Genomic DNA, 17,731 nt, shown 5'->3' with positions numbered 1-17,731 from the left:
GTCAGCCCTCCGTCGCCGAGGCGGTGGTCGTCGCGGCGATCTGGCCCGGCTTCTGGCCGGGGAAGACGTCGTTGACCTCGTCGTCGGTCCAGCCGTTGCGGGAGATCCGCTGGAGCTCGTCGGTGATCGGTTTGCGGGCCGCCTGGAAGCTCGCGAGGGCGGCCTTCACCGAGTCGGCCCCGGCGAGTGCGTCGGCGAGTGCGCCCGCGTCGAGGATGGCCGAGTTGGCGCCCTGGCCCTGGTGGTGGCACATCGCGTGCGCGGCGTCACCGATGATCACCACCGAGTCGGAGTGCCAGACGTCGACCGGGTCGATGTCGTACACGGCCCGTACGTTGACGGTGTCCATGTCGAGGTCACGGGTCATCTCGACCATCCGTTCGTCGAAGCCCTCGACCGTCCGGAGGATGTCCTCCTTGGTCACCGTCGGCGCCCAGGTGCTGTCGGGGTTGAGCGCGGTGATGTCGAAGGAGACCTGACCGCGGTGGAGCAGCGGCAGCAGGTAGATCTTGGTGCCGTGACCGATGTACATCCGCAGGTTGCCGTCGGCGACCATGTCGTACGTGCCCGCCGCGTCGATGACGGCGCGGTAGGCGTGCTCGCCGGCGAACACCGGCTGCCGGTCGCTGAAGAGCTGCTCGCGTACGACCGACTTGATGCCGTCGGCGCCGACGACCAGGTCGGCGGTCGCGGTCTCGCCGCCCGCGAAGTGGAGAGTGGCCGTGCTTCCGCCGTCCTCGATCTTCTCCAGCTTGTGCCCCAGCTTGACCATGCCCTCCGGCAGCACGCCGACGAGCGCGTCGATGAAGTCGCCGCGGTGGATGAACCGGGTGGTCTCGCCGTAGGCGTCCTTCTCCGGCCACTCCTCCTGGGCGATGCGCCGGCAGTCGGCGGTGAGGATCTCGAAGGCGCCGCTCGGGGAGCTGACCGCCTTGATCGCCTCGCCGCTGCCGCGCGTGTTGAACTGGTGCATCGAGGAGGGGCGCAGGCCGATGCCGGCGCCGACCTCGCGGATCTGGCTCGCCTGTTCGTAGACGGTGACCTGCGCGCCGAGGTTGCTGAGCGCCTTGGCGGCGGCAGCGCCCGCGTAACCCGCGCCGACGACGGCGATCTTCAGGTGGGTGATGTCCATGGTCATGCTTTCAGTTCGTGGGCTGGAGGGTGAGGAAGCCCGCGGGCAGGTCGACGAAGATCTTGGTGATCGTGGCGTCGTCGATGCCGTTCTCACGCAGGGCGGGGATCAGGACCTCGAAGAGGTAGTTGATGGTGTGGCCCTTCACTCCGGGCCATCCCAGCGGGCTGCAGTTCGCGTCGGCCGAGGCGAGGACGCTGTCGACCAGTCCGTCGCGCAGGTAGCCGAGGAAGTGCTCGAGACGCTCCTGCCGCGGGCGGCCCCAGAACGGCGGGTCGGGCAGCTCGAGGTCGTATCCGAAGGTGTCGAAGCCGATCCGGCCGCCCTGCTCGGCGATCCAGCGGTCGCGCACCCTGCCCTGGCTGACGCCGTCGTCGGCGTGCCCGAAGAGCACGCGGTCCAGCGGCAGGCCCTCCTCCTTGAAGACCTCGATGGCGGGCTCGACGTCGACCGCGAGGTGGGTGAAGATCGGTACGCCGGTCTCGAGCGCGGCGCGGGCGGCGGCGCGGTAGATGCGGAGATCGAGCTCCTTCATCCTGAAGCCCCGGCTGACGCCGACCTTGATGATTCCCGCCCGGCCACCGGTGTTCCCGATGCCGACGGTGATCTCGTGGACGAACTGGCGGTAGAGGTAGTCGACGTCGGCACGTTCGAAGAACGGCAGGGCCGTGTCGCCACCGACGAACCCGGTCGAGGCGACGATGTGCACCCCGGTCTTCTCGGAGAGCGACTGGTAGTAGTTGACATCCCGGCCGTTGCAGATGCCGGTCGCGTCGACGAAGGTCCCGCCGCCGTACGGAAGCGTGTTCTCGTGGAACGTCCGCAGCTTGGGAACGGTCTCCTCGTAGCGCTGCTCCGGCGTCTTCCACCACTGCGTGTCGAGCTCGGACCCTGGCATGCCGTAACCGATGTGCTCGTGGACGGCGACGAACCCGAGCTCCTCGGCGGGGATCGGACCGAGGACGGTGTTGACTCGCGACATAAGCCTTTCAGCCTTCTCTCTTTCAGCTCACCGTGAGGAGGGCGGCGGGGTTCTCGACGAGGAGCCGCCGGATGTCCTCGTCACCGAGGCCGTGGCCTCGCAGAGCGGGGACGAAGTCCGTCAGGACGTGGGAGTAGGCGACATCGGTCGCCGGGTGACCGAAGGCCGCTCCGGTGGCGCTGGAGGAGAGCAGTACGCGGTGTCCCGCACCCGCTGCCACGAGCTCGGCCACCAGCGCGGCCCGCGCCGCGTCGGTGAGGTGGTCGGTGCCGTCGTGGCGGCCCTCGGTGCCGACGTGGTCGAGGGCGGCGTAGGCACCGCGCTCGGCGACCTTCCCCGCCAGGCCGGCCGCGTCGACGCGGTCGAGACCGGCGACGACGACCCGGCCGGCGTCGAGGCCCTCCGCCAGGACGACGTCGAGCTCGGCGAGAGGGTCGCTGCCGTAACGGAACGAGACCGGGACGCCGGTGGCGAGCGCCGCCCGGGCGGCACCCCTGAGCAGCTCGGTGTCGGTGGCGGTGGCGCCCGAGCGGGTGACGGCCGTGGCGATCAGGCCGGCCGGTGCGCGGCGCTCGACGCGCGGCACGACCATGCCCTCGGTGATCTCCTTGCCGAAGAGGTCGGCCCACTTCTCAGCCGGCCACGGCGTCGGCGGGTTGGTCTGCGGGGTGAGGAAGTAGCCGCCGAGCAGTTCCTCGGGCCCCTGACCGGTGGAAGCGACGATGTGCACACCGGTCGAGCGGGACAGCGCCTCCAGGAGCTTCAGGTCACGGCCGTGGAACTGGCCGGTGGCATCGACGAGCGTGCCTCCGCCGGCCTCGCGCAACGCGGTCAGCTTGGCCTTGAGGACGGTGAAGGCCTCGGCCCGGTCGATGGTGATGTCATGGGCGTACTGCGCCCCCGGGAGCACCGAGAGCAGTGCCTCGTGGACGGACACCACGCCGAGCTCGTCGGCCTGGACCGGGCCGAGAACTGTGTGGACGGTGGTCATCGGGTTCCTCCGGTCAGGGAGACGGCAGGGGCGGTTTCGTCAGTGGCGTCCTCGGCGTGCAACTGCGAGCCCGACCTGGCGCCGACCAGGCCGACGGCGGTCAGGAGGGCGGAGGCGGCGGCACAGGCGGCCGCGGTCAGGAACGTCAGGCTGAACGCGTGGCCGAGCGCGTCGAACGCGAGCTCGTGGAGGGCGGCGGGCATGGGCACCGACTTCACCCCCGGGATGGTGGTGCCGGGCGGCGGCAGGGTCTGGAGCGAGTTGATCGCGACCGCACCGCCCTGTTCGGCAATGCCCGCCGCCACGCCCCGCAGCGGCTGCGGCAGCTGGGCCTCCCCCAGCGCCTTGCCGAGCCCGTCGCCGAGGCGGTTGTTGGCCAGCGCCGTCGACAGGGACCCGCCGATCACCGGCCCGAGCGCGAAGCCGAAGTCGCGGAGCAGGTTCGTGGTGGCCGAGGCCATGCCGGCGAGGCGCAGCGGGACGGCGTTGATCGCCACGGCCGTGATCGATCCGACGGTGAGCGCGAACCCGACGCCGTTGAGCGCCATCGGCGCGATGAACTTCACCCAGGCCGCGTCATGGGGTGCCCCCTGTGCGGTGACGAAGTCGTGGGCGTCGAGGTTCGAGGACCAGAAGGCCGCGGCGGCGATGAGCAGGTAGCCGGTGGTGAGCACCCACCGCGGGCTGACCGAGTGGATGAGCTTCGCGACAAGCGGCACCAGCAGCAGTGCGGGGACCTGGATGACCAGGAAGAGGATGCCGATCCAGACCGCACCGACGTGGGTCACCGAGCCGAGGAACATCGTCATCGAGAAGCAGGTCGCCAGGTAGCCGAACATGCCGGTGATCGCGGTGATGCCGGTGACGGCGAACGCACGGTTCCTGAACAGCGAGAGGTGGAGCAGCGGCGACGGCGTACGCAGCTCGACGACCACGAAGGCGATCAGGAAGGCCGCCCCGACGACGAAACCGAGGACGATCGAACCCTGGCGGTAGCCCACGGCGGAGCCCTGGGTGAGCGCCCAGATGAGCGAGACCAGACCGATGATCAAGGTGACCTGGCCCGGGATGTCGAGTGCGCGGCCCTCTGATGCGGAGGAGTCGCGAGAGGGCAGGGCGACGACGAGACCAACCACGGCGAGCGCGATCGGGATCCAGAAGCTTGCCCTCCAATGGCCGTTCTGCGCCAGTACGCCGGCGGCGATGGGCGAAACGGCCGCGCCCAGGGACAGGAAGCCCGCCCACAGTGCGATGGCCTGGGCGCGGGCCTTCGTGTCCGGCGCGGCTGCCGCGATCATCGTGAGCGAGATCGGGTAGAGCGCCCCGGCGCCGATGCCGGCGACGGCCTGGCCGACCCAGAGGTAGTGCACGTTGTCGGCCCCGGCGATGGTGATCAGTTCGCCGACGGCCAGCACGGCGAGGCCACCGAGCAGCAGCTGCTTGCGGCCGAACATGTCGCCGACGACGCCGAAGGTCAGCTCGAAGATGACCATCGCCGTGGCGAAGACCGCGCTGACCCAGGTCAGCTGGGCGCCCGATATCCCGAGCGAGGACTGGATCGTGCCCAGGATCGAGGCGGGCAGCGAGTAGGCCACCTGGGCGACGAAAACTGCCAGGCAGCCGGCCACCAGAGTGGGGGCGACCCGGGCTCTCGCCGGTGCTGCGTCTCTCATGGACGCTCCTTCGAAAGGGAGGGGGTGAGACCGGAGAACCGCGGTCCGGGGGAACGTTGCCATTACCTTTACGCAACGTCAAGAGAATGTTCAGTGCGTATGTCCAACATATTTCACGTAGGATGGCCATGCGCCGCGCTCCCCTACGCTGTGGGTATGGCGAGCCTGCGTGAACAGCAGAAACAGATGACCCGGCGACTGCTGCTGGAGTCAGGGCTGAACTTGTTCCAGGAGAAGGGATACGCAGCCACGACCGTGGATGACATCGCGACGGCGGCGGGGACGACGCGGGTGACCTTCTACGCGTACTTTCCTTCGCGCAGCGCGCTGATGCAGGCCCTCATCGACGAGCAGCTCAACGAGAGGCTGCAGCGCGTCCGCTCCCCCAAGCACGGGTCCACGGCGCAGGACCTCGTCGCGACAGTCGCGGCCGGCACCCGCGAGGCGATCGACGCCTGGATACGTCGGACGGCGAAGTCCTGGCCAGAGATCAAACCGATCGTCCGCCTCGGCCGCGAAGCGGCGGTGATCGAGCCCGACCTCACCAACCTCGTCGAGCGGTGGATGGAGGAAGCGGTCGGCGACGTGGAGGACGGCCTGACACAGGCCGGGCGCTTCGCGCCGCACCAGCGGCACTTCCGCGGCGTGCTCGCGCTGGCCCAGCTCGACTTCGTGGCGCAGCACTGGGGCGACACAGACTGGAAGATCGACCGCGAGCAGATGCTGGACGAGCTCGTCAACAGCTGGACGTCACTGCTCACCTGACGGCTGCTCACCTGACCGCGCCGGCTTGCGGACCGGCGCGGTCAGCCGTGCACAGCTTCGAAGAGCAGTTGCCGCAGCCACTCCATGAACCCCTGGTCGCTCAGGTGCGGATTCCAGACCATGTCGATCCCGAGCGGAGCCAGACGGAACGGCAGCTCCTCGACACGCAGGTCAACCACCGATGCCATCTCGGCCGCGACCCTGCCTCTCATCAGCGCCACCCCGCCCGCGCGGGTGACCAGATAGGGCACGAGCACGTAGTCGGAGACGAGCTGCCCCACCCGGTACTCGATCCCCATCTCGTCGAGCTGCGGATAGGGGAAGACGCGCTCACGCCGCCCGGTGTCGACGACCACGTGCGGCTGCGTGGTCAGCAGGTCCATGGCGCCGAGTTCCCGCGGAAGCTCCGGCGACGCGACAAGGACGCACCGGTCGTTGTACAGGCGTTCGCGCGGGTACGACGTGGCCAAGCCTTCCGACACCAGGACGACGTCCACACCGTGCTCGGTGAAGGTGTCCTCGGTCGGAACGGTGAGGGTACGCAGGCGCAGGGTGGTGTGCGGGGCACGCTCGGCCACCAGGCGTCCGAGCCGAGGCCCGATCGCGAAGGCCGTGCTCGTGGTCAGCTCGACGGTGATCGTGCGCCGGTCCGCTGCCGGGTCGAAGCCGGGGAACCGCACCACGTCCGCCACCTGCTGCAGCGCCTGCCGCACCGGGGCGATCAGCTGGAGCGCCCGCGGCGTGAGAGTGACGCCGCGCCCCTGGCGTACCACCAGGTCGTCACCGAGGAGCCGGCGCAGGCGGCGCAGCGCATGGCTCATCGCCGGCTGGGTCAGGCCGACGCGCTCCGCCGCACGGGTCACCGACCGTTCCTCGAGCACGGCAAGCAGCGGAACGAGCAGGTTGAGGTCGACGTTGGAGAGCCGGTCCAGGCCTGAACCGGCCCGGCTCTCCTCATCGACACCCATGCCAACCACCTTACGCACCGGCGGTCGCACACACCCTGCGCAGTCGTGGGATCGGGATGCGGTAGTCGAGTGCCACAGCAGATCCGGCGCCGTCCACGCCGGCCCAGCGCATCAGGGCGGGGCCGAGGGGACCGCCGTCGACGTACTCGGGTTCACCGGCCACCGGCAGGTCACCGACGGCCTTGAGCGTGAGCCCGAAGGCCTCCGTCCAGAAGTACGGCTCGAATGCCAGGGGCGGCGCGTCCGCGCCGCTCATCAGCGCGACGGCAGCGACCTTGGCCTGCTCGATCGCGCTGCTCCACAGCGGGATGCGACGTACACCCCGCGTCGTGGGAAAGGCCGCGACATCACCGACGGCCGCGATGTCGCGGCCGAGCATCCCCCTCTCGTCGACATGCAGGGCACCGTGTGTGACCAGGCCGGTACCGGACATCCACTCGACGTTCGGAATGTCGCCCACCGCACTGACCAGGACCTCCGCCTCATGGACGGCACCGTCTCCGGCGACGACACGGGCACGGTCGCCGTCGTGCTCCACCGAGACCGCACCCGAGTCGACGATCCGCACGCCTCGCTCTCGCGCTGCGGCCGTGAACACACCGGCAAGGTGCGCTCCGATCTGCTCGACCAGCGGCGCGCCCTGCGACACCAGCGTCACCGCACAGCCGGCGGCCACACAGTTCGAGGCGATCTCCATACCGAGGGGCCCGCCACCCACGACGAGCACCGATCGCCCCACGGCGATGCGCTCGCGCAGTGCCACCGCGTCGTCGAAGCCACGCAGCGTCAGCTCGTGCGGCGAGCCGGTGAGGCGGCGAGCCCGCGAGCCGGTGGCCACCACCAGGGCGTCGTACGGCTGCGCGGAGCCATCGGCGAGAGTGACCCTGTGACCGGCGACGTCGAGCCCGGTCGCCGGGACGCCCAGGATCTCGGTCGCCCCGTGCGTGGGCGCCGGGAGGCGGTGTGCGCTCAGGTCCGAGGCCGGAGCGAGCAGTGCCTTGGAAAGCGCGGGACGGCTGTACGCCGCGTGGCGCTCGTCCCCGATGATCGTCAGCTCACCGTCGAACCCGGCTCCCCGCAGGCCGTCGGCGGCGGTGACGCCGGCGATGCCGTTGCCGACGACGACGATCCGCTCCGGGCGGCCGCTCATGCCAGCCTCAGGGCCGCGACGGGACAGACCCTGACCGCGGCGCCCGCGGCGGCTGCCTCCGGCGTACCTTCCGCGACGTCCTCGACGTCGAGCACCAGCTCGCCGTCGTCGTCGAGATGCATCAACCGGGAGGCCGCCTCCTCACAGAGACCATGGCCCTCGCAGCGGGGGCGGTCGAGCACGATCTTCATGCGGGCACCACTTCCAGAACGGGCAGCAGGTCGATGCTGCGGGTGACGTTGCCGGGAACGCGCGTCTCGGCGCCCGCGACCAGGCGCTTCACGCGCCGGGAGAGGGCGCCGATGATCGCGTGGGCCTCAAGACGGGCAAGCCCTTGACCGGCGCAGCCGTGCACGCCGTACCCGAGGGAGAGGTGGTCGACCGGATTGCGTTCGACGAGGAAGACATCCGGCTCGTCGTAGTGGCGTGGGTCGCGGTTGCCGGCGCCGAAGAGGATGGCGATCTGCGCGCCGGCCGGGACGGTGACACCGTCGATCTCGACGTCCTTCGTCGTCCTGCGTCCCCAAGCGTGGATCGGCGCCCAGTAGCGCAACACCTCGTTGAACGCGGCGGGGATCAAAGAGGGATCCCGCCGAACCAGCTCGAACTGGTCGGGGTGGGCTGCGAAGAGGGCGATGATGTTGCCGAGCGCGGTGACGGTGTTCTCCACCCCGGCGGCGAGGTACTGATGGATGATCGGGCCGGCCGCACCTGGTGGGATGGCGCCACGTTCCTCGGCCTCGAAGATCGCATGACCGATGGAGTCCTTCACGAGGTCCGCCTTGGTCACCGCCGAGCACCAGGCGTAGAGCTCACCGGCGATCGGGAAGCTCTCCACCGTGCGCTGGTTCATCGGGCCGATGACCTGGTTGGCGGCCTTGCCCCAGCGCAGCATGTTGTCGCGGGCATCGCCCCTGAAGCCGATCAGGTCGGCGACGACCTCAAGAGGGAAGACCCGGGCGAGCGCGTCGATCGCGTCGAACGAGCCCTGCTCGGCCAGGTCCGCGACAAGCGCATCGGCCTTCGCCTCGATCCGGCCCGTCAGGCCGCGCAGGGCACGCGGTGAAAGGTTCTCGGTGAGCGTTGCCCGTAGTCGGGCGTGGACCGGCGGGTCCGAGGCGAGCGAGGTGCCCGTCAGCGCCTCGTTGACCATGGGGTTGAAGCCGATCGCTCCAGCCGAGGAGAAGGTCTCCCAGTCGGCGAGGGCGGAACGGATGGCGTGGTAACGGGTCAGCACGTAGACATCGTTCCGCGGCAGATGGACTGCCGCGCCGAGTTCACGCAACGCTGCATAGGTCGGATAGGGGTCGACGACGACGTCGTCGGCGAAGAGGTCCACGTCGGAGACCGGTGGAGTGTGAGGCATGGAACCATGAGAAGTGTCCGGCACCACATGCGTCCAACAGATGTTTCGCATGACCTTTCATGCATGTCATCGATGCATGGGCAGCGCTTCCCCGGTCGCGACCAGGCGCTGCCCGGGAGCCCGGTAGTGGAGATCGGCCACCGCGATGTACTGGGCCGTGCCGCGGATGTCGCGCGGCAGCTTCTCGAACGGGTCGGGCAGGTAGAGGCCCGTCGTCCCGGCGACGCGCGATGATCGTGACCCGGTTCGACAAGCTCGCTGACCGATACCGTGCCGGAGTTGTCCTGGCTTCCCTGATCCTCTGGCTCCGCGAGCCCACCAGGTGAACATGTGTCAGAAGCTGTTGTCGTTCAGATCTTGAGGGGTGTGCGTCGAACGGGAGTCTCGTTCGGGTGGTCGCGGGGCGTTGAGCGCATACGAACAGGGCCTCCTGAACAGCTCGTCGGTGTCGAATCAGCGAACAGCAGGAGGCCCTGGTGCAGCAGTCTTGCGTGCCGATGGCCGGGCAGTCCGGCTCGGTCACCTGGGAGTGTGACTGCCTGGCTCACCGGTTCGGAAACGCCGCCGACAACGGGACGCGACAGCCTCGCTACCCGACGGACATGACGGACGCGGAGTGGGCCGTGGTCCGCCCGCTGCTGCCGGTGCCGGGCGGGATGCGCGGCCGGGGCGGCGGGCCGGAGGTGTATTGCCACCGTGCCATGCTCGATGCGATCCGGTATCTCGTGGGGACAACGGGATCAAGTGGCGGGCGATGCCCGTCGACTTCCCACCGTGGGACCGCATCTACGCATTCTTCCGTCGCTGGCGTGACAACGCCCTGGTCAGGGAGTTCCACGACCGGTTGCGCGCGAGGGTCCGCGAGGAGCTGGGCCGGGACGCGCAGCCGACGGCCGGTGTGATCGACTCGCAGTCCGTCAAGGCGGACGCCGTCGTCGGATCGGACAGCCGCGGCTTCGACGGCGGCAGTCGGCGAGATGCTGTTGCAGGTGGGTGTGGGTCTGCTGCCGGGCACCGATCACGACGTCGTTGCCCAGCGGCTCGCCGACGCCGTGGTTCAGCTCCCCGTCCCGGCGGACGCGCTGATCGGTGTCTACGCGGTTCCCGGAGACATCCAGGACCAGGCTCGACAGCTCGGCGAGCAGCAGGGCCTGGCCGCGGCTGCCGAAGAGCAGGGCATGATGTTCGCGCGGATCTGGCCGGCCTGCCCCTGCGGCCCAAGCCCGCACGCATCCGCCGTCCCGGAGACCCGCTCACCCCCGAGGATGTCGAGCTGAGCAACCGCCTCCAGACCCAGCCCCACCCGAAAACCGAAGGCACCCGCCGTGGATGACCTCGCCGCCGTACGCGCGCAGGACTACACACCTAGGCCGCCGGCCGGGGAGACGGCGGATCGATCAAGTCGCAGGCGATGCCGAGCGCCGCATCGATCAGCTCCCGGCCTCCGGTTTCCGCCCGATCGGCCTCGTCGCCGGCCAGGTGCAGTGCGGTGATGGCCAGGCGGACGCGCAGCGATGCGGCCGGGGCGCCGTCACCGGACAGCGCTCCGGGCCCGGCCAAGAGCTCGAAGAGCGTCATGACGTGCTGCTGTACCTCGGCCGCGAGCGGCTGGTTGCGCAGCGCCGGCTCGTTGTCCTGCGCGAAGCGGGCCGCGGCCGTGATGCCACCGGCTGTCAGCTCGGCGTAGCGGCGCAGGAGTTCGCGCCGGGTCTCGGGTCCTGCGGGCTGCTGCTTGCCCCAGTCGGTGAGTTCGGCGACCGCGGCGGAGAAGTCGGCCAGCACGGCGGCGAGGACCTCTTCCTTCGACTTGTAGTGGTAGTAGAGGGCCGCCTTGGCCCTCGACCCCAACGCCCCTCACCAGCCGCCGCTTGGCTGCACCGGGGAAAGTTCGCCTCGGGCGGGTTCGTCCGGCCGGAGGGTTCATGTCCGGCCGGACGGCGCCTCTCGGATCGGTGCGTCTGTGGCCGGCATGTCCGTGGTCGGTGCACCTGGCGTCGGTGTGCCCGGGGTCAGGGGCGCAGCACCAGCCGCAGGGGGTTGCCCTGCTTGGTGGCGACGCGCTCGACCGCCTCGGCCACGTCGTCCAGGGGCAGTACGCCGCTGATCGACCGGGAGAACTCCAGCCGCCCGCCCGCGGTGAGACCGATCAACTGCTCGACCGCGCCCTCGCCGGAGCCGTAGTGGCCGAGGATCTGCTGGCGCAGATAGCTGAAGACGGTGCTGTGGGTGATGGTGAGCGGCTTGCCTGTGAGGCCCACCAGGACCAGCCTGCCCTCCCTGGCCAGGACGCTCAGCGCCTGGTCGCGGACGGCCGTCACACCCGCGAAGTCGAAGGCCACCGCGAGGCCCGCACCGCCGGTGGCCGCACGCACCCGCTCGGCGAGATTGGGGTCGGCCGAGTCGAGGGCGAGGTCGGCGCCGAAGGCGAGGGCGCGCTCGCGGGCCGCGGGGGCGGGGTCGACCGCGATGACCGGGTAGGCGCCGATGGCCCGCAGCAACTGGACGCCGTGCGCGCCGAGTCCGCCGGCTCCCCAGACGCCCACCGGCTGGGCGGGCCGGACCTGGGCCGTGGTGGTGATCGCGGCCCAGGGGGTGGAGACCGCGTCCGGGACGATGGCGGCCTGCTCGAACGGGATCGAGTCGGGGAGCGCGACCAGCGTGTCGACGCGCGCCAGCGCGTACTCGGCCCAGCCACCGTCGTAGTCGACGCCCCGGGTCCACACCACCCCGTCGCGTTCCTCCCCCGCGTGCAGGACGACACGGTCGCCCTCGTGCCAGGCGGTGACCTCGGGACCGGTCTCGGCGACGACGCCGGACACCTCGTGGCCGAGGGTGACGGTGTCCCCGGGCAGCAGACGGGGTGTCAGGGTTCCGTCGATGAGGTGGACGTCGGACAGGCACACGCCCGCGGCCTCCACCTTCACCAGAACCTCCCCGGGACCGGGCTCCGGCCGGGCGACCTCCTCGACCCGGAGGGTGCGGGTGGGGATGTGCAGACGTGCGGCACGCATGACGGCCATGGACGGCGGCCTCTCTCCTCGTGACAACCGAGCCGCCGATCCAGCTAATGCGAGGCGACTCGCGTTAAGTGGAGTCTACGGCCGCCCGTCATGTAATGCAAAACGACTTGCATTAATGTGGTCCGCATGGACGTTGCCGATTCCGCCCCCCGCGACGACCCCGCGCGGCACCCCGGCGCCAAGCCGCTGCGCCGGCGCGGCGAACGCATGCGCGCCGCCGTCCTCGGCACGGTCGTACGGCTACTGACGGAGGAGGGCTACGACGGCACCACCGTGGCCGCCGTCGCGGCCGGCGCCGGGGTCCACCAGTCCTCCGTCTACCGGAACTGGGGCACACGGGAGAACCTGATTCAGGAAGCGGTCACCGCCTACACCGACGAGGCGCTTCCGCTGCCCGACACCGGTTCCGTCGACGACGATCTGCGCCTGCTGCTGCGCCGGGCGCGGGAGTTCCTGTCGACGCCGGAGGGGCAGGCGCTGCTGCGGCTGAGTCTGCTGCCCGGCGGCGCGCAGGGGGCCGAGGGCCGTGACGCGTACTGGACCAACCGGCTCGACCGCGCCGAGACCGTGGTCCGTCGGGGTGTCGAGCGGGGCGAGCTGAGGCCCGGCATCGACCCCCGGCTGGTGATCGAGCTGCTGCTGAGCCCCTTGCAGACCAAGGTCCTGGTCCTCGGTGAACCGCTCACCGAGGGGCTCGCCGACCGCCTGGTCGACATCGTCCTCGCCGGAGTCCGCCGCCCGGTGGACTGACCGGCGGTGAGCGGAAGTGCGGGGGCCGGCCCGCAGGGCGTCGGCCGGGGCCGAAGCGGGACGGGTGTTTCTCCGGGGCACGTGCGGCCCTGGTCCTCGGGCGACACGGCACCGGCGCGGCGGCGACGCCGGGGGCCGCCCCGCGACCTGGCAGTCGGCCTGCTTGCCCAAGGCTCCGCAGTACTGGCGTGCGACCGCCACCGACATCTTCCCGTCCTTGGGGAACGACACGTCGTCGACCGCCCAGGCATCCGGGCCGATCCGCGGCACCATCCGCTCAGCGATCCGCCGCCGCACCGGCACCGGATCCCAGGTCGACTGGTTCACGAACTGCTGCAGGTTCTGCTCGTTGCCGTCCGGCAGCCGTTCGGCCATCGGCCGCCCCACCAGCATGACCGTCGTGCTGGAAGGACCTGACAGCGTGGCCGACGCGGCCAGAACCCTCACCCGGCTCTTCGTCCAGAACTGGAGGTACGTGAACTTCTCCCTGATCGATCCGGGAACCTCTGCCCGTGAAGCGTTCCTGCAGCAGGCCGCGGAGGTCCTCACGGCGCTCACGGAGGCTGAACGGGCCTTCATCACCGCAGTACAGCCCGTGCTGGCCGACGACGGAGCAACGGCAGGGGCGCACCTTCCTCGCATGTGACTGCCGCGGATGGCTTGACGGTCTATAAGAGCGTTCCGAGTGAGCGGGCCACCTTCGAATTGGAGGTTCTGGCACAGCTTCCGACCTTGACAGAGTCAAGCTGAAGGACCCGTGATCCGCAGCGGGGCCGACGACCGGAGTCCGGTTGTCGGCCCCATCTCGTAGTTCAGAGAAGGCGCGTACTGCATCGACAGCGCCTGGCACCACGCCTGGGAGACCCTCGCCGCCCTCATCGCCACTATCAAGGCCACCACCCGGTGACCGGCCGCACCCACACCCGCTTGGACCGGGTGCGCGCCTCACTCGGCGACATCGCCCAGATCGCCCTCAAGCAGGATCCAGGACGACCTGAACGCCGACGAAGTCGACGCCGACGCCGACGAGCTCGCCGCGATCCTGCGTGCTCCAGGAGGATGCCGACGTCCCCAGCGGCCTGCTCGTCGCCCTCGCGCAGCTGCCCACCACCGCCGCCCGCCGGGCGGAGCACATCGAACCCGACCGCGACGGCGACGCCTCCTGCCCCCTGCACGAGGCCGCCGCCCAGCTCACCGACAACGCCGGGCAGCGCCTGAACCGGGCTGCCCGGTCCCTCGACCCGCAAGGAGATGCCGAATGACCTCGGTGCTGTACCCGGACCTGCCGGAGAAGGGGCTGATCGTGCTGATCGGCGCCTCCGGTGCGGGGCAAGTCGACCCTGGCCCGCACCTGGCCGGCCTCCCAGGTCCTCTCCCCCAACGGCCTGCGCGGCATGGTCAGCGACGACTTCTCTGTCAAGTCCAGCGTGTCGAGCACGAGCTGACTGACCGACTTCCCTGATCTGACGGGGTGCTGCTCGTGACGACGACTCATGGCGACCTCACCCTGCCGCGCTACAACGGATCAGTGCTCTCCTGCGGACGGGGCAGTGAACTTGGCGAGTTGCCCTTGGTGGAGCATCACGACGGCGTTGCAGCTGCACTTGCAGTACTCGATGTCACCGTCGGACGTGGGGTGATGAGACAGCAGCTGCCAGGTCGGCCGGGACGCGGTCGCTGTGCAGCCCCACTCCCTGAGCGGGCAGTGGTCCTGGGCGTCCGGTGCCTGCGGACTCACCGCGGTGACAGGATGACGGCCTCGTCGTAGGGGCTGGTCATCGGAGGTCGGCAGAGGTGGGACTGAGGGCGGCACCGGTGTCGTCTCCCTTCGCAGGCGACGCGGTCTGAGGCTGCGGCACACCCGGTTCGGGCAGGGTGCGGAAGAGCAGCCAGCTCAGCACGGGCATCAGGACGAGAGGCGCCAGGGCGGTTTGCAGGGACGTGGCGTCGGCGAGGCTGCCGATGGCGGGGCTGGCCAGGCCGCCGATGCTGACGGTCAGGCCGAGGGTGATCCCGCTGGCGGTGCCGACACGGGAGGGCAGGTAGTCCTGGCCGAGCGTGACCTGCAGCGAGAAGGGCACATACAGGCCGGCCGAGGTCAGTGCCACGAACAGGTAGATGGCCGGGCCGGGCACCCACACCACGCCTGCGATGGCCGCGGCCGTGATCAGGTACGACCAGCACGAGACCGTCACCCGGTCCCAGCGGGCGGCCAGGGACCCGCCGAGTACCGAGCCGATCGCACCGCCGAGATAGAGCACGGACAGGCCTGCGGTGCCCGCGGCCGTGCTGCCGCCCAGGCGCTGGCGGGCGTACAGCGAGATGAAGGTGCTCAGACCGGTGAACGCGATCGATCGGAAGACCACGGCCAGTGACAGTTTCACGAAGGAGGTGGTGTCGTCGCTCCCGGCGGGCACCGTCGTACGGGTTCCGGCGGCCTGCCTCTGTTGCAGGGCGCGCACCACGGGCAGGCACATCGCGGCGCCGGCGAGGGCCGGCAGCACAAGCAGGGGTGTCCAGGTCAGTCCTCCGGTGGCCACCACGGCGGCGACCATGAGCGGGGCCAGCGCGAAGCCGATGTTGCCGCCCGTGGAGAACCAGCTCATGGCCCGGTGGCTGCCCTGGCTGGCGATGCGGGCGACGCGGGCGGATTCGGGGTGGTAGGCGGCCACGCCGATACCCGATATCGCGACGAATGCGAGGGTGAGCGTGTAAGAGCCGCTCAGACCGCTCAGCGCGATTCCGACACCGCCGAGCAGCGTGCTGACCGGCAGTAGCCAGGGCATGGCCCAGCGGTCGGTGAGCGAGCCGAACACCGGCTGCGCCACCGAGGACAGCAGCGAGGCGGCCAGCACGATGCCCGAGGCGACCGCGTAGGTGTAGGCACGCTCGGCGATGAAGAACGGCACCAGGGCCGCCACGGCACCTTGGTAGATGTCGACGCAGGCGTGGCCCACGGACAGCAGAACGATCGATGTGTTCCTTCGCATCTCGCCATGTTCTGGGCCCGGCATCCTGTCGCACTTCCGATAAACTGCCATATGATGATGGAAATCCGCCACGATCCCGTAGCCCCGACCCGCACCCAGTCGCTGGCGTCCGGTGGCTCGATCGACGCCCACCGGCACGACGACCACCAGATCATCTATGCAGGCCGCGGGGTGCTGGCTGTCACGACCAGCGAGGGGTCCTGGGTCGCCCCGGGCACGCGCGCCATCTGGGTGCCCGCCGGCACCGTGCACGCGCACCGGGCCTACGGCGAACTCGACCTGCACCTGGTGGGGCTGCCCGCCACCGAGAACCCGCTCGGCCTCGACGCACCGACCGTGCTGGCTGTCAGCCCACTGTTGCGTGAACTGATCATCGCTTACACACGCGCCGAGGACGACGACAGCCCCGAACGGGCCCGCCTTCGCGCGGTGCTCCTCGACCAGCTGCGGGCATCCCCCCAGCAGCCGCTGCACCTGCCCACTCCCACCGCCCCCCTGCTGCGCACCCTGTGCGACATCCTGCAAGCCGACCCGGGCGACGGCCGCACGCTCGCCGAACTCGGCCGCGAGGTCGGGGCGAGCGACCGCACCCTGTCCCGGCTGTTCCGCAGTGACCTCGGCATGACCTTCCCGCAGTGGCGCACACAACTTCGTCTCCACCACGCACTGGTTCTCCTGACCGAGCGGACGCCGGTGACCGCGGTGGCACATCAGTGCGGCTGGTCGTCCACCAGCGCCTTCATCGACGTCTTCCGCCGCACCTTCGGCCACACCCCGGGCTCCCACCCGACGGGCTGAGGACACGTACGGGCCTGGACCGAAGGCGGTTCGCATCGGGCCGTGGCCCCACACTCGGCGACGCCGTCGAGTCGCACACCGGAACCGACCTGTGGGTCGCCAAAGTGTTCAGCGAGCGGGCCGTCATCACCCTGTTGGCTGGCGATCTCCTGTTGGTACTCCGGCACCCGCCATGCGCACCCCGTGCTCCTCACCGCTCGAATTCGGTCTCGGGTCGCCTGCTCTCCGGGCGGGGTGCCTCCGGCTGACGCTGAAGGGGCCGCGGCCGGAGCGCGGCCGTACGGTCCGTCATCTGCTGGCGCGGGAGTTGGTTCTCGGCTGTCGCTTGGTGCAGCGCGCCGACGAGAGCTTCGACGTCGGCCTTGAGCTGGGCGATCTCCGCCGCGTCGGCAGCCCGTAGTTCCGTGAGTCGGCGGACCTGCTTGCGCAGGCGTTGTTCGCTGTCCGGGGTGCCGCCCCGGGCGCGGACCTTCTCGTCCCCGGCCTCCGTGTGCGTCGCACGCCGGGCAGGCCGGCCCGAGAACCGGCGCGTGCCCGAGCACGCCGTCCTCGCGCAGCACGTGCGCAGCACGCCGCCATGGTCGACGCCTGGCCCGGCCTGCCCGCCGAGGGCTTCGACCACGTCGTCGTCGCGGAGAACCTCTCCCGCCTGGAGGCGATGCTCAAGCCGCCCAGCGACGCCCGGCGCGCGGAACTCGGCTGGGACGGCGGCGAGAGCCTGGGCGAGCTGCTCCTGGTGCGCCGCTGCTTCGGACCCGAGGTGCTGCCGATGTGGCGCTGGCGCGACGGCTCGCAGCTCGCCGGTGGCGACCCCGTGGCGGAGATCCGGCTCGGAGCGGACCGCATCGTCCTCGCCCTGCGGACCGACGTCGACGGGAGCGGGCGACGTCGGCTTCGAGATCCTGGTGGGCTGCCCGGCCGACGACGGATGCGAGGGCCAGGCGTGGGCGCCGGTCTACAACGTGACCGACCTCCTGCGCGCCCTGACCGGCGAACTGATGAACGACCCGGACCTGCGCCGCACCATCCACGGCGGCGCCGACGACGTCGACCAGATAGCCGACGACCACGACCTCCAGGACCACGACCCCGAGGGCCGCGCGGACCTGGAAGCGCAGTGCGCGGACGCGGTCCGCACATGAGCCG

The 17,731-nt window shown here is 70.4% G+C and carries 18 protein-coding genes and 3 pseudogenes; 7 read left to right on the top strand and 14 right to left on the bottom strand.

From position 1 onward, the window contains the following. Window position 1 precedes the first annotated feature (1 nt). From ACFYWQ_RS30970 to ACFYWQ_RS30955, 4 genes are read right to left on the bottom strand one after another with little or no spacing between them, the layout of a single operon-like run. The gene (locus ACFYWQ_RS30970; RefSeq protein WP_389520905.1) at window positions 2–1,138 is read right to left on the bottom strand and encodes an FAD-dependent monooxygenase; all 1,137 of its coding nucleotides are present in this window, start codon (window positions 1,136–1,138) and stop codon (window positions 2–4) included. 4 nt (window positions 1,139–1,142) lie between these two features. Continuing rightward, entirely contained in the window at window positions 1,143–2,114 is a 972-nt protein-coding gene (locus tag ACFYWQ_RS30965; RefSeq protein ID WP_389520903.1) for a phosphotriesterase, read from the bottom strand. 22 nt (window positions 2,115–2,136) lie between these two features. Beyond that, window positions 2,137–3,105 carry a phosphotriesterase gene (locus ACFYWQ_RS30960; protein ID WP_389520901.1) on the bottom strand — a complete coding sequence of 323 codons (969 nt, stop codon included), beginning with the start codon at window positions 3,103–3,105 and terminating at the stop codon, window positions 2,137–2,139. Then, window positions 3,102–4,778 (bottom strand): MFS transporter, encoded by a 1,677-nt coding sequence (locus ACFYWQ_RS30955; protein ID WP_389520899.1) that lies wholly within the window; start codon window positions 4,776–4,778, stop codon window positions 3,102–3,104. The genes ACFYWQ_RS30960 and ACFYWQ_RS30955 overlap by 4 nt, the downstream gene beginning before the upstream one ends. Window positions 4,779–4,934: 156 nt before the next feature. Between ACFYWQ_RS30955 and ACFYWQ_RS30950 the strand changes: the two genes are divergently transcribed. Next, window positions 4,935–5,543: a TetR/AcrR family transcriptional regulator gene (locus ACFYWQ_RS30950; protein WP_389520897.1), complete on the top strand. Its 609-nt coding sequence runs from the start codon at window positions 4,935–4,937 to the stop codon at window positions 5,541–5,543. Window positions 5,544–5,584: 41 nt separating this feature from the next. Here the strand turns inward: ACFYWQ_RS30950 and ACFYWQ_RS30945 are convergent, their stop codons facing one another. Genes ACFYWQ_RS30945 through ACFYWQ_RS30930 form a run of 4 tightly spaced genes read right to left on the bottom strand, consistent with a single transcriptional unit; the run spans window position 5,585 to window position 9,000 of the window. After that, entirely contained in the window at window positions 5,585–6,511 is a 927-nt protein-coding gene (locus ACFYWQ_RS30945; RefSeq protein WP_389520896.1) for a LysR family transcriptional regulator, read from the bottom strand. A gap of 10 nt (window positions 6,512–6,521) precedes the next feature. Continuing rightward, window positions 6,522–7,661, bottom strand: a complete 1,140-nt coding sequence (locus ACFYWQ_RS30940) for an NAD(P)/FAD-dependent oxidoreductase (protein ID WP_389520894.1) — start codon at window positions 7,659–7,661, stop codon at window positions 6,522–6,524. Next, window positions 7,658–7,852: a ferredoxin gene (locus ACFYWQ_RS30935; protein ID WP_389520892.1), complete on the bottom strand. Its 195-nt coding sequence runs from the start codon at window positions 7,850–7,852 to the stop codon at window positions 7,658–7,660. The genes ACFYWQ_RS30940 and ACFYWQ_RS30935 overlap by 4 nt, the downstream gene beginning before the upstream one ends. Further along, window positions 7,849–9,000, bottom strand: coding sequence for a cytochrome P450 (locus ACFYWQ_RS30930; protein WP_389520891.1), 1,152 nt, complete (start codon window positions 8,998–9,000; stop codon window positions 7,849–7,851). Before ACFYWQ_RS30930 ends, ACFYWQ_RS30935 begins: the two co-directional genes overlap by 4 nt. A gap of 1,004 nt (window positions 9,001–10,004) precedes the next feature. Between ACFYWQ_RS30930 and ACFYWQ_RS30925 the strand changes: the two genes are divergently transcribed. Then, entirely contained in the window at window positions 10,005–10,304 is a 300-nt protein-coding gene (locus tag ACFYWQ_RS30925) for a hypothetical protein (RefSeq protein ID WP_389520889.1), read from the top strand. A gap of 88 nt (window positions 10,305–10,392) precedes the next feature. On the opposite strand, the gene ACFYWQ_RS30920 is transcribed toward ACFYWQ_RS30925, so the two are convergent. Both ACFYWQ_RS30920 and ACFYWQ_RS30915 read right to left on the bottom strand, forming a co-directional pair. Continuing rightward, entirely contained in the window at window positions 10,393–10,875 is a 483-nt protein-coding gene (locus tag ACFYWQ_RS30920; RefSeq protein WP_389520888.1) for a TetR/AcrR family transcriptional regulator, read from the bottom strand. Window positions 10,876–11,036: 161 nt separating this feature from the next. Then, on the bottom strand, window positions 11,037–12,047 hold the full coding sequence (locus ACFYWQ_RS30915) for a zinc-binding dehydrogenase (RefSeq protein WP_389520887.1): 1,011 nt from the start codon (window positions 12,045–12,047) through the stop codon (window positions 11,037–11,039). A 126-nt stretch (window positions 12,048–12,173) separates the two neighbouring features. Between ACFYWQ_RS30915 and ACFYWQ_RS30910 the strand changes: the two genes are divergently transcribed. Then, window positions 12,174–12,797, top strand: a complete 624-nt coding sequence (locus tag ACFYWQ_RS30910) for a TetR-like C-terminal domain-containing protein (protein WP_389520886.1) — start codon at window positions 12,174–12,176, stop codon at window positions 12,795–12,797. Window positions 12,798–12,938: 141 nt separating this feature from the next. On the opposite strand, the pseudogene ACFYWQ_RS30905 reads toward ACFYWQ_RS30910, so the two are convergent. Then, window positions 12,939–13,175, bottom strand: a pseudogene (locus ACFYWQ_RS30905) (transposase); the annotation flags it as partial. Window positions 13,176–13,700: 525 nt separating this feature from the next. Between ACFYWQ_RS30905 and ACFYWQ_RS30900 the strand changes: the two are divergent. Both ACFYWQ_RS30900 and ACFYWQ_RS30895 read left to right on the top strand, forming a co-directional pair. Then, a pseudogene (locus tag ACFYWQ_RS30900) lies at window positions 13,701–14,059 on the top strand (hypothetical protein). After that, window positions 14,056–14,206, top strand: a pseudogene (locus ACFYWQ_RS30895) (ATP/GTP-binding protein); the annotation flags it as partial. The pseudogenes ACFYWQ_RS30900 and ACFYWQ_RS30895, both read left to right, overlap by 4 nt. Before the next feature lie 116 nt (window positions 14,207–14,322). Here the strand turns inward: ACFYWQ_RS30895 and ACFYWQ_RS30890 are convergent. After that, window positions 14,323–14,535, bottom strand: a complete 213-nt coding sequence (locus ACFYWQ_RS30890) for a hypothetical protein (protein ID WP_389520884.1) — start codon at window positions 14,533–14,535, stop codon at window positions 14,323–14,325. 37 nt (window positions 14,536–14,572) lie between these two features. Continuing rightward, window positions 14,573–15,787, bottom strand: coding sequence for an MFS transporter (locus tag ACFYWQ_RS30885; RefSeq protein WP_389520883.1), 1,215 nt, complete (start codon window positions 15,785–15,787; stop codon window positions 14,573–14,575). A gap of 54 nt (window positions 15,788–15,841) precedes the next feature. Here ACFYWQ_RS30885 and ACFYWQ_RS30880 point away from each other — a divergent pair, with 54 nt between their 5' ends. Beyond that, the gene (locus ACFYWQ_RS30880; protein WP_389520881.1) at window positions 15,842–16,585 is read left to right on the top strand and encodes an AraC family transcriptional regulator; all 744 of its coding nucleotides are present in this window, start codon (window positions 15,842–15,844) and stop codon (window positions 16,583–16,585) included. Window positions 16,586–16,775: 190 nt separating this feature from the next. Here ACFYWQ_RS30880 and ACFYWQ_RS30875 read toward each other — a convergent pair whose 3' ends face one another. Then, on the bottom strand, window positions 16,776–17,156 hold the full coding sequence (locus ACFYWQ_RS30875; protein ID WP_389520879.1) for a hypothetical protein: 381 nt from the start codon (window positions 17,154–17,156) through the stop codon (window positions 16,776–16,778). A gap of 232 nt (window positions 17,157–17,388) precedes the next feature. On the opposite strand from ACFYWQ_RS30875, the gene ACFYWQ_RS30870 reads away from it, so the two are divergent. After that, window positions 17,389–17,727: a hypothetical protein gene (locus ACFYWQ_RS30870; protein ID WP_389520877.1), complete on the top strand. Its 339-nt coding sequence runs from the start codon at window positions 17,389–17,391 to the stop codon at window positions 17,725–17,727. The last annotated feature ends 4 nt before the right edge of the window (window positions 17,728–17,731 follow it).

It is taken from the genome of Streptomyces sp. NPDC003247, from assembly GCF_042888135.1.
GTDB lineage: Bacteria > Actinomycetota > Actinomycetes > Streptomycetales > Streptomycetaceae > Streptomyces.
This window is presented reverse-complemented; position numbering and strand designations above follow the sequence as displayed.

Excerpts from the sequence above, each read along its gene's own strand:
- ACFYWQ_RS30925 (WP_389520889.1), top strand. The coding sequence starts at position 10,005 with ATGCTGTTGCAGGTGGGTGTGGGTCTGCTGCCGGGCACCGATCACGAC.
- ACFYWQ_RS30960 (WP_389520901.1), bottom strand. The coding sequence starts at position 3,105 with ATGACCACCGTCCACACAGTTCTCGGCCCGGTCCAGGCCGACGAGCTC.
- ACFYWQ_RS30935 (WP_389520892.1), bottom strand. The coding sequence starts at position 7,852 with ATGAAGATCGTGCTCGACCGCCCCCGCTGCGAGGGCCATGGTCTCTGT.
- ACFYWQ_RS30915 (WP_389520887.1), bottom strand. The coding sequence starts at position 12,047 with ATGGCCGTCATGCGTGCCGCACGTCTGCACATCCCCACCCGCACCCTC.
- ACFYWQ_RS30945 (WP_389520896.1), bottom strand. The coding sequence starts at position 6,511 with ATGGGTGTCGATGAGGAGAGCCGGGCCGGTTCAGGCCTGGACCGGCTC.
- ACFYWQ_RS30885 (WP_389520883.1), bottom strand. The coding sequence starts at position 15,787 with ATGCGAAGGAACACATCGATCGTTCTGCTGTCCGTGGGCCACGCCTGC.
- ACFYWQ_RS30910 (WP_389520886.1), top strand. The coding sequence starts at position 12,174 with ATGGACGTTGCCGATTCCGCCCCCCGCGACGACCCCGCGCGGCACCCC.
- ACFYWQ_RS30880 (WP_389520881.1), top strand. The coding sequence starts at position 15,842 with ATGATGGAAATCCGCCACGATCCCGTAGCCCCGACCCGCACCCAGTCG.
- ACFYWQ_RS30965 (WP_389520903.1), bottom strand. The coding sequence starts at position 2,114 with ATGTCGCGAGTCAACACCGTCCTCGGTCCGATCCCCGCCGAGGAGCTC.
- ACFYWQ_RS30940 (WP_389520894.1), bottom strand. The coding sequence starts at position 7,661 with ATGAGCGGCCGCCCGGAGCGGATCGTCGTCGTCGGCAACGGCATCGCC.
- ACFYWQ_RS30950 (WP_389520897.1), top strand. The coding sequence starts at position 4,935 with ATGGCGAGCCTGCGTGAACAGCAGAAACAGATGACCCGGCGACTGCTG.
- ACFYWQ_RS30970 (WP_389520905.1), bottom strand. The coding sequence starts at position 1,138 with ATGACCATGGACATCACCCACCTGAAGATCGCCGTCGTCGGCGCGGGT.
- ACFYWQ_RS30955 (WP_389520899.1), bottom strand. The coding sequence starts at position 4,778 with ATGAGAGACGCAGCACCGGCGAGAGCCCGGGTCGCCCCCACTCTGGTG.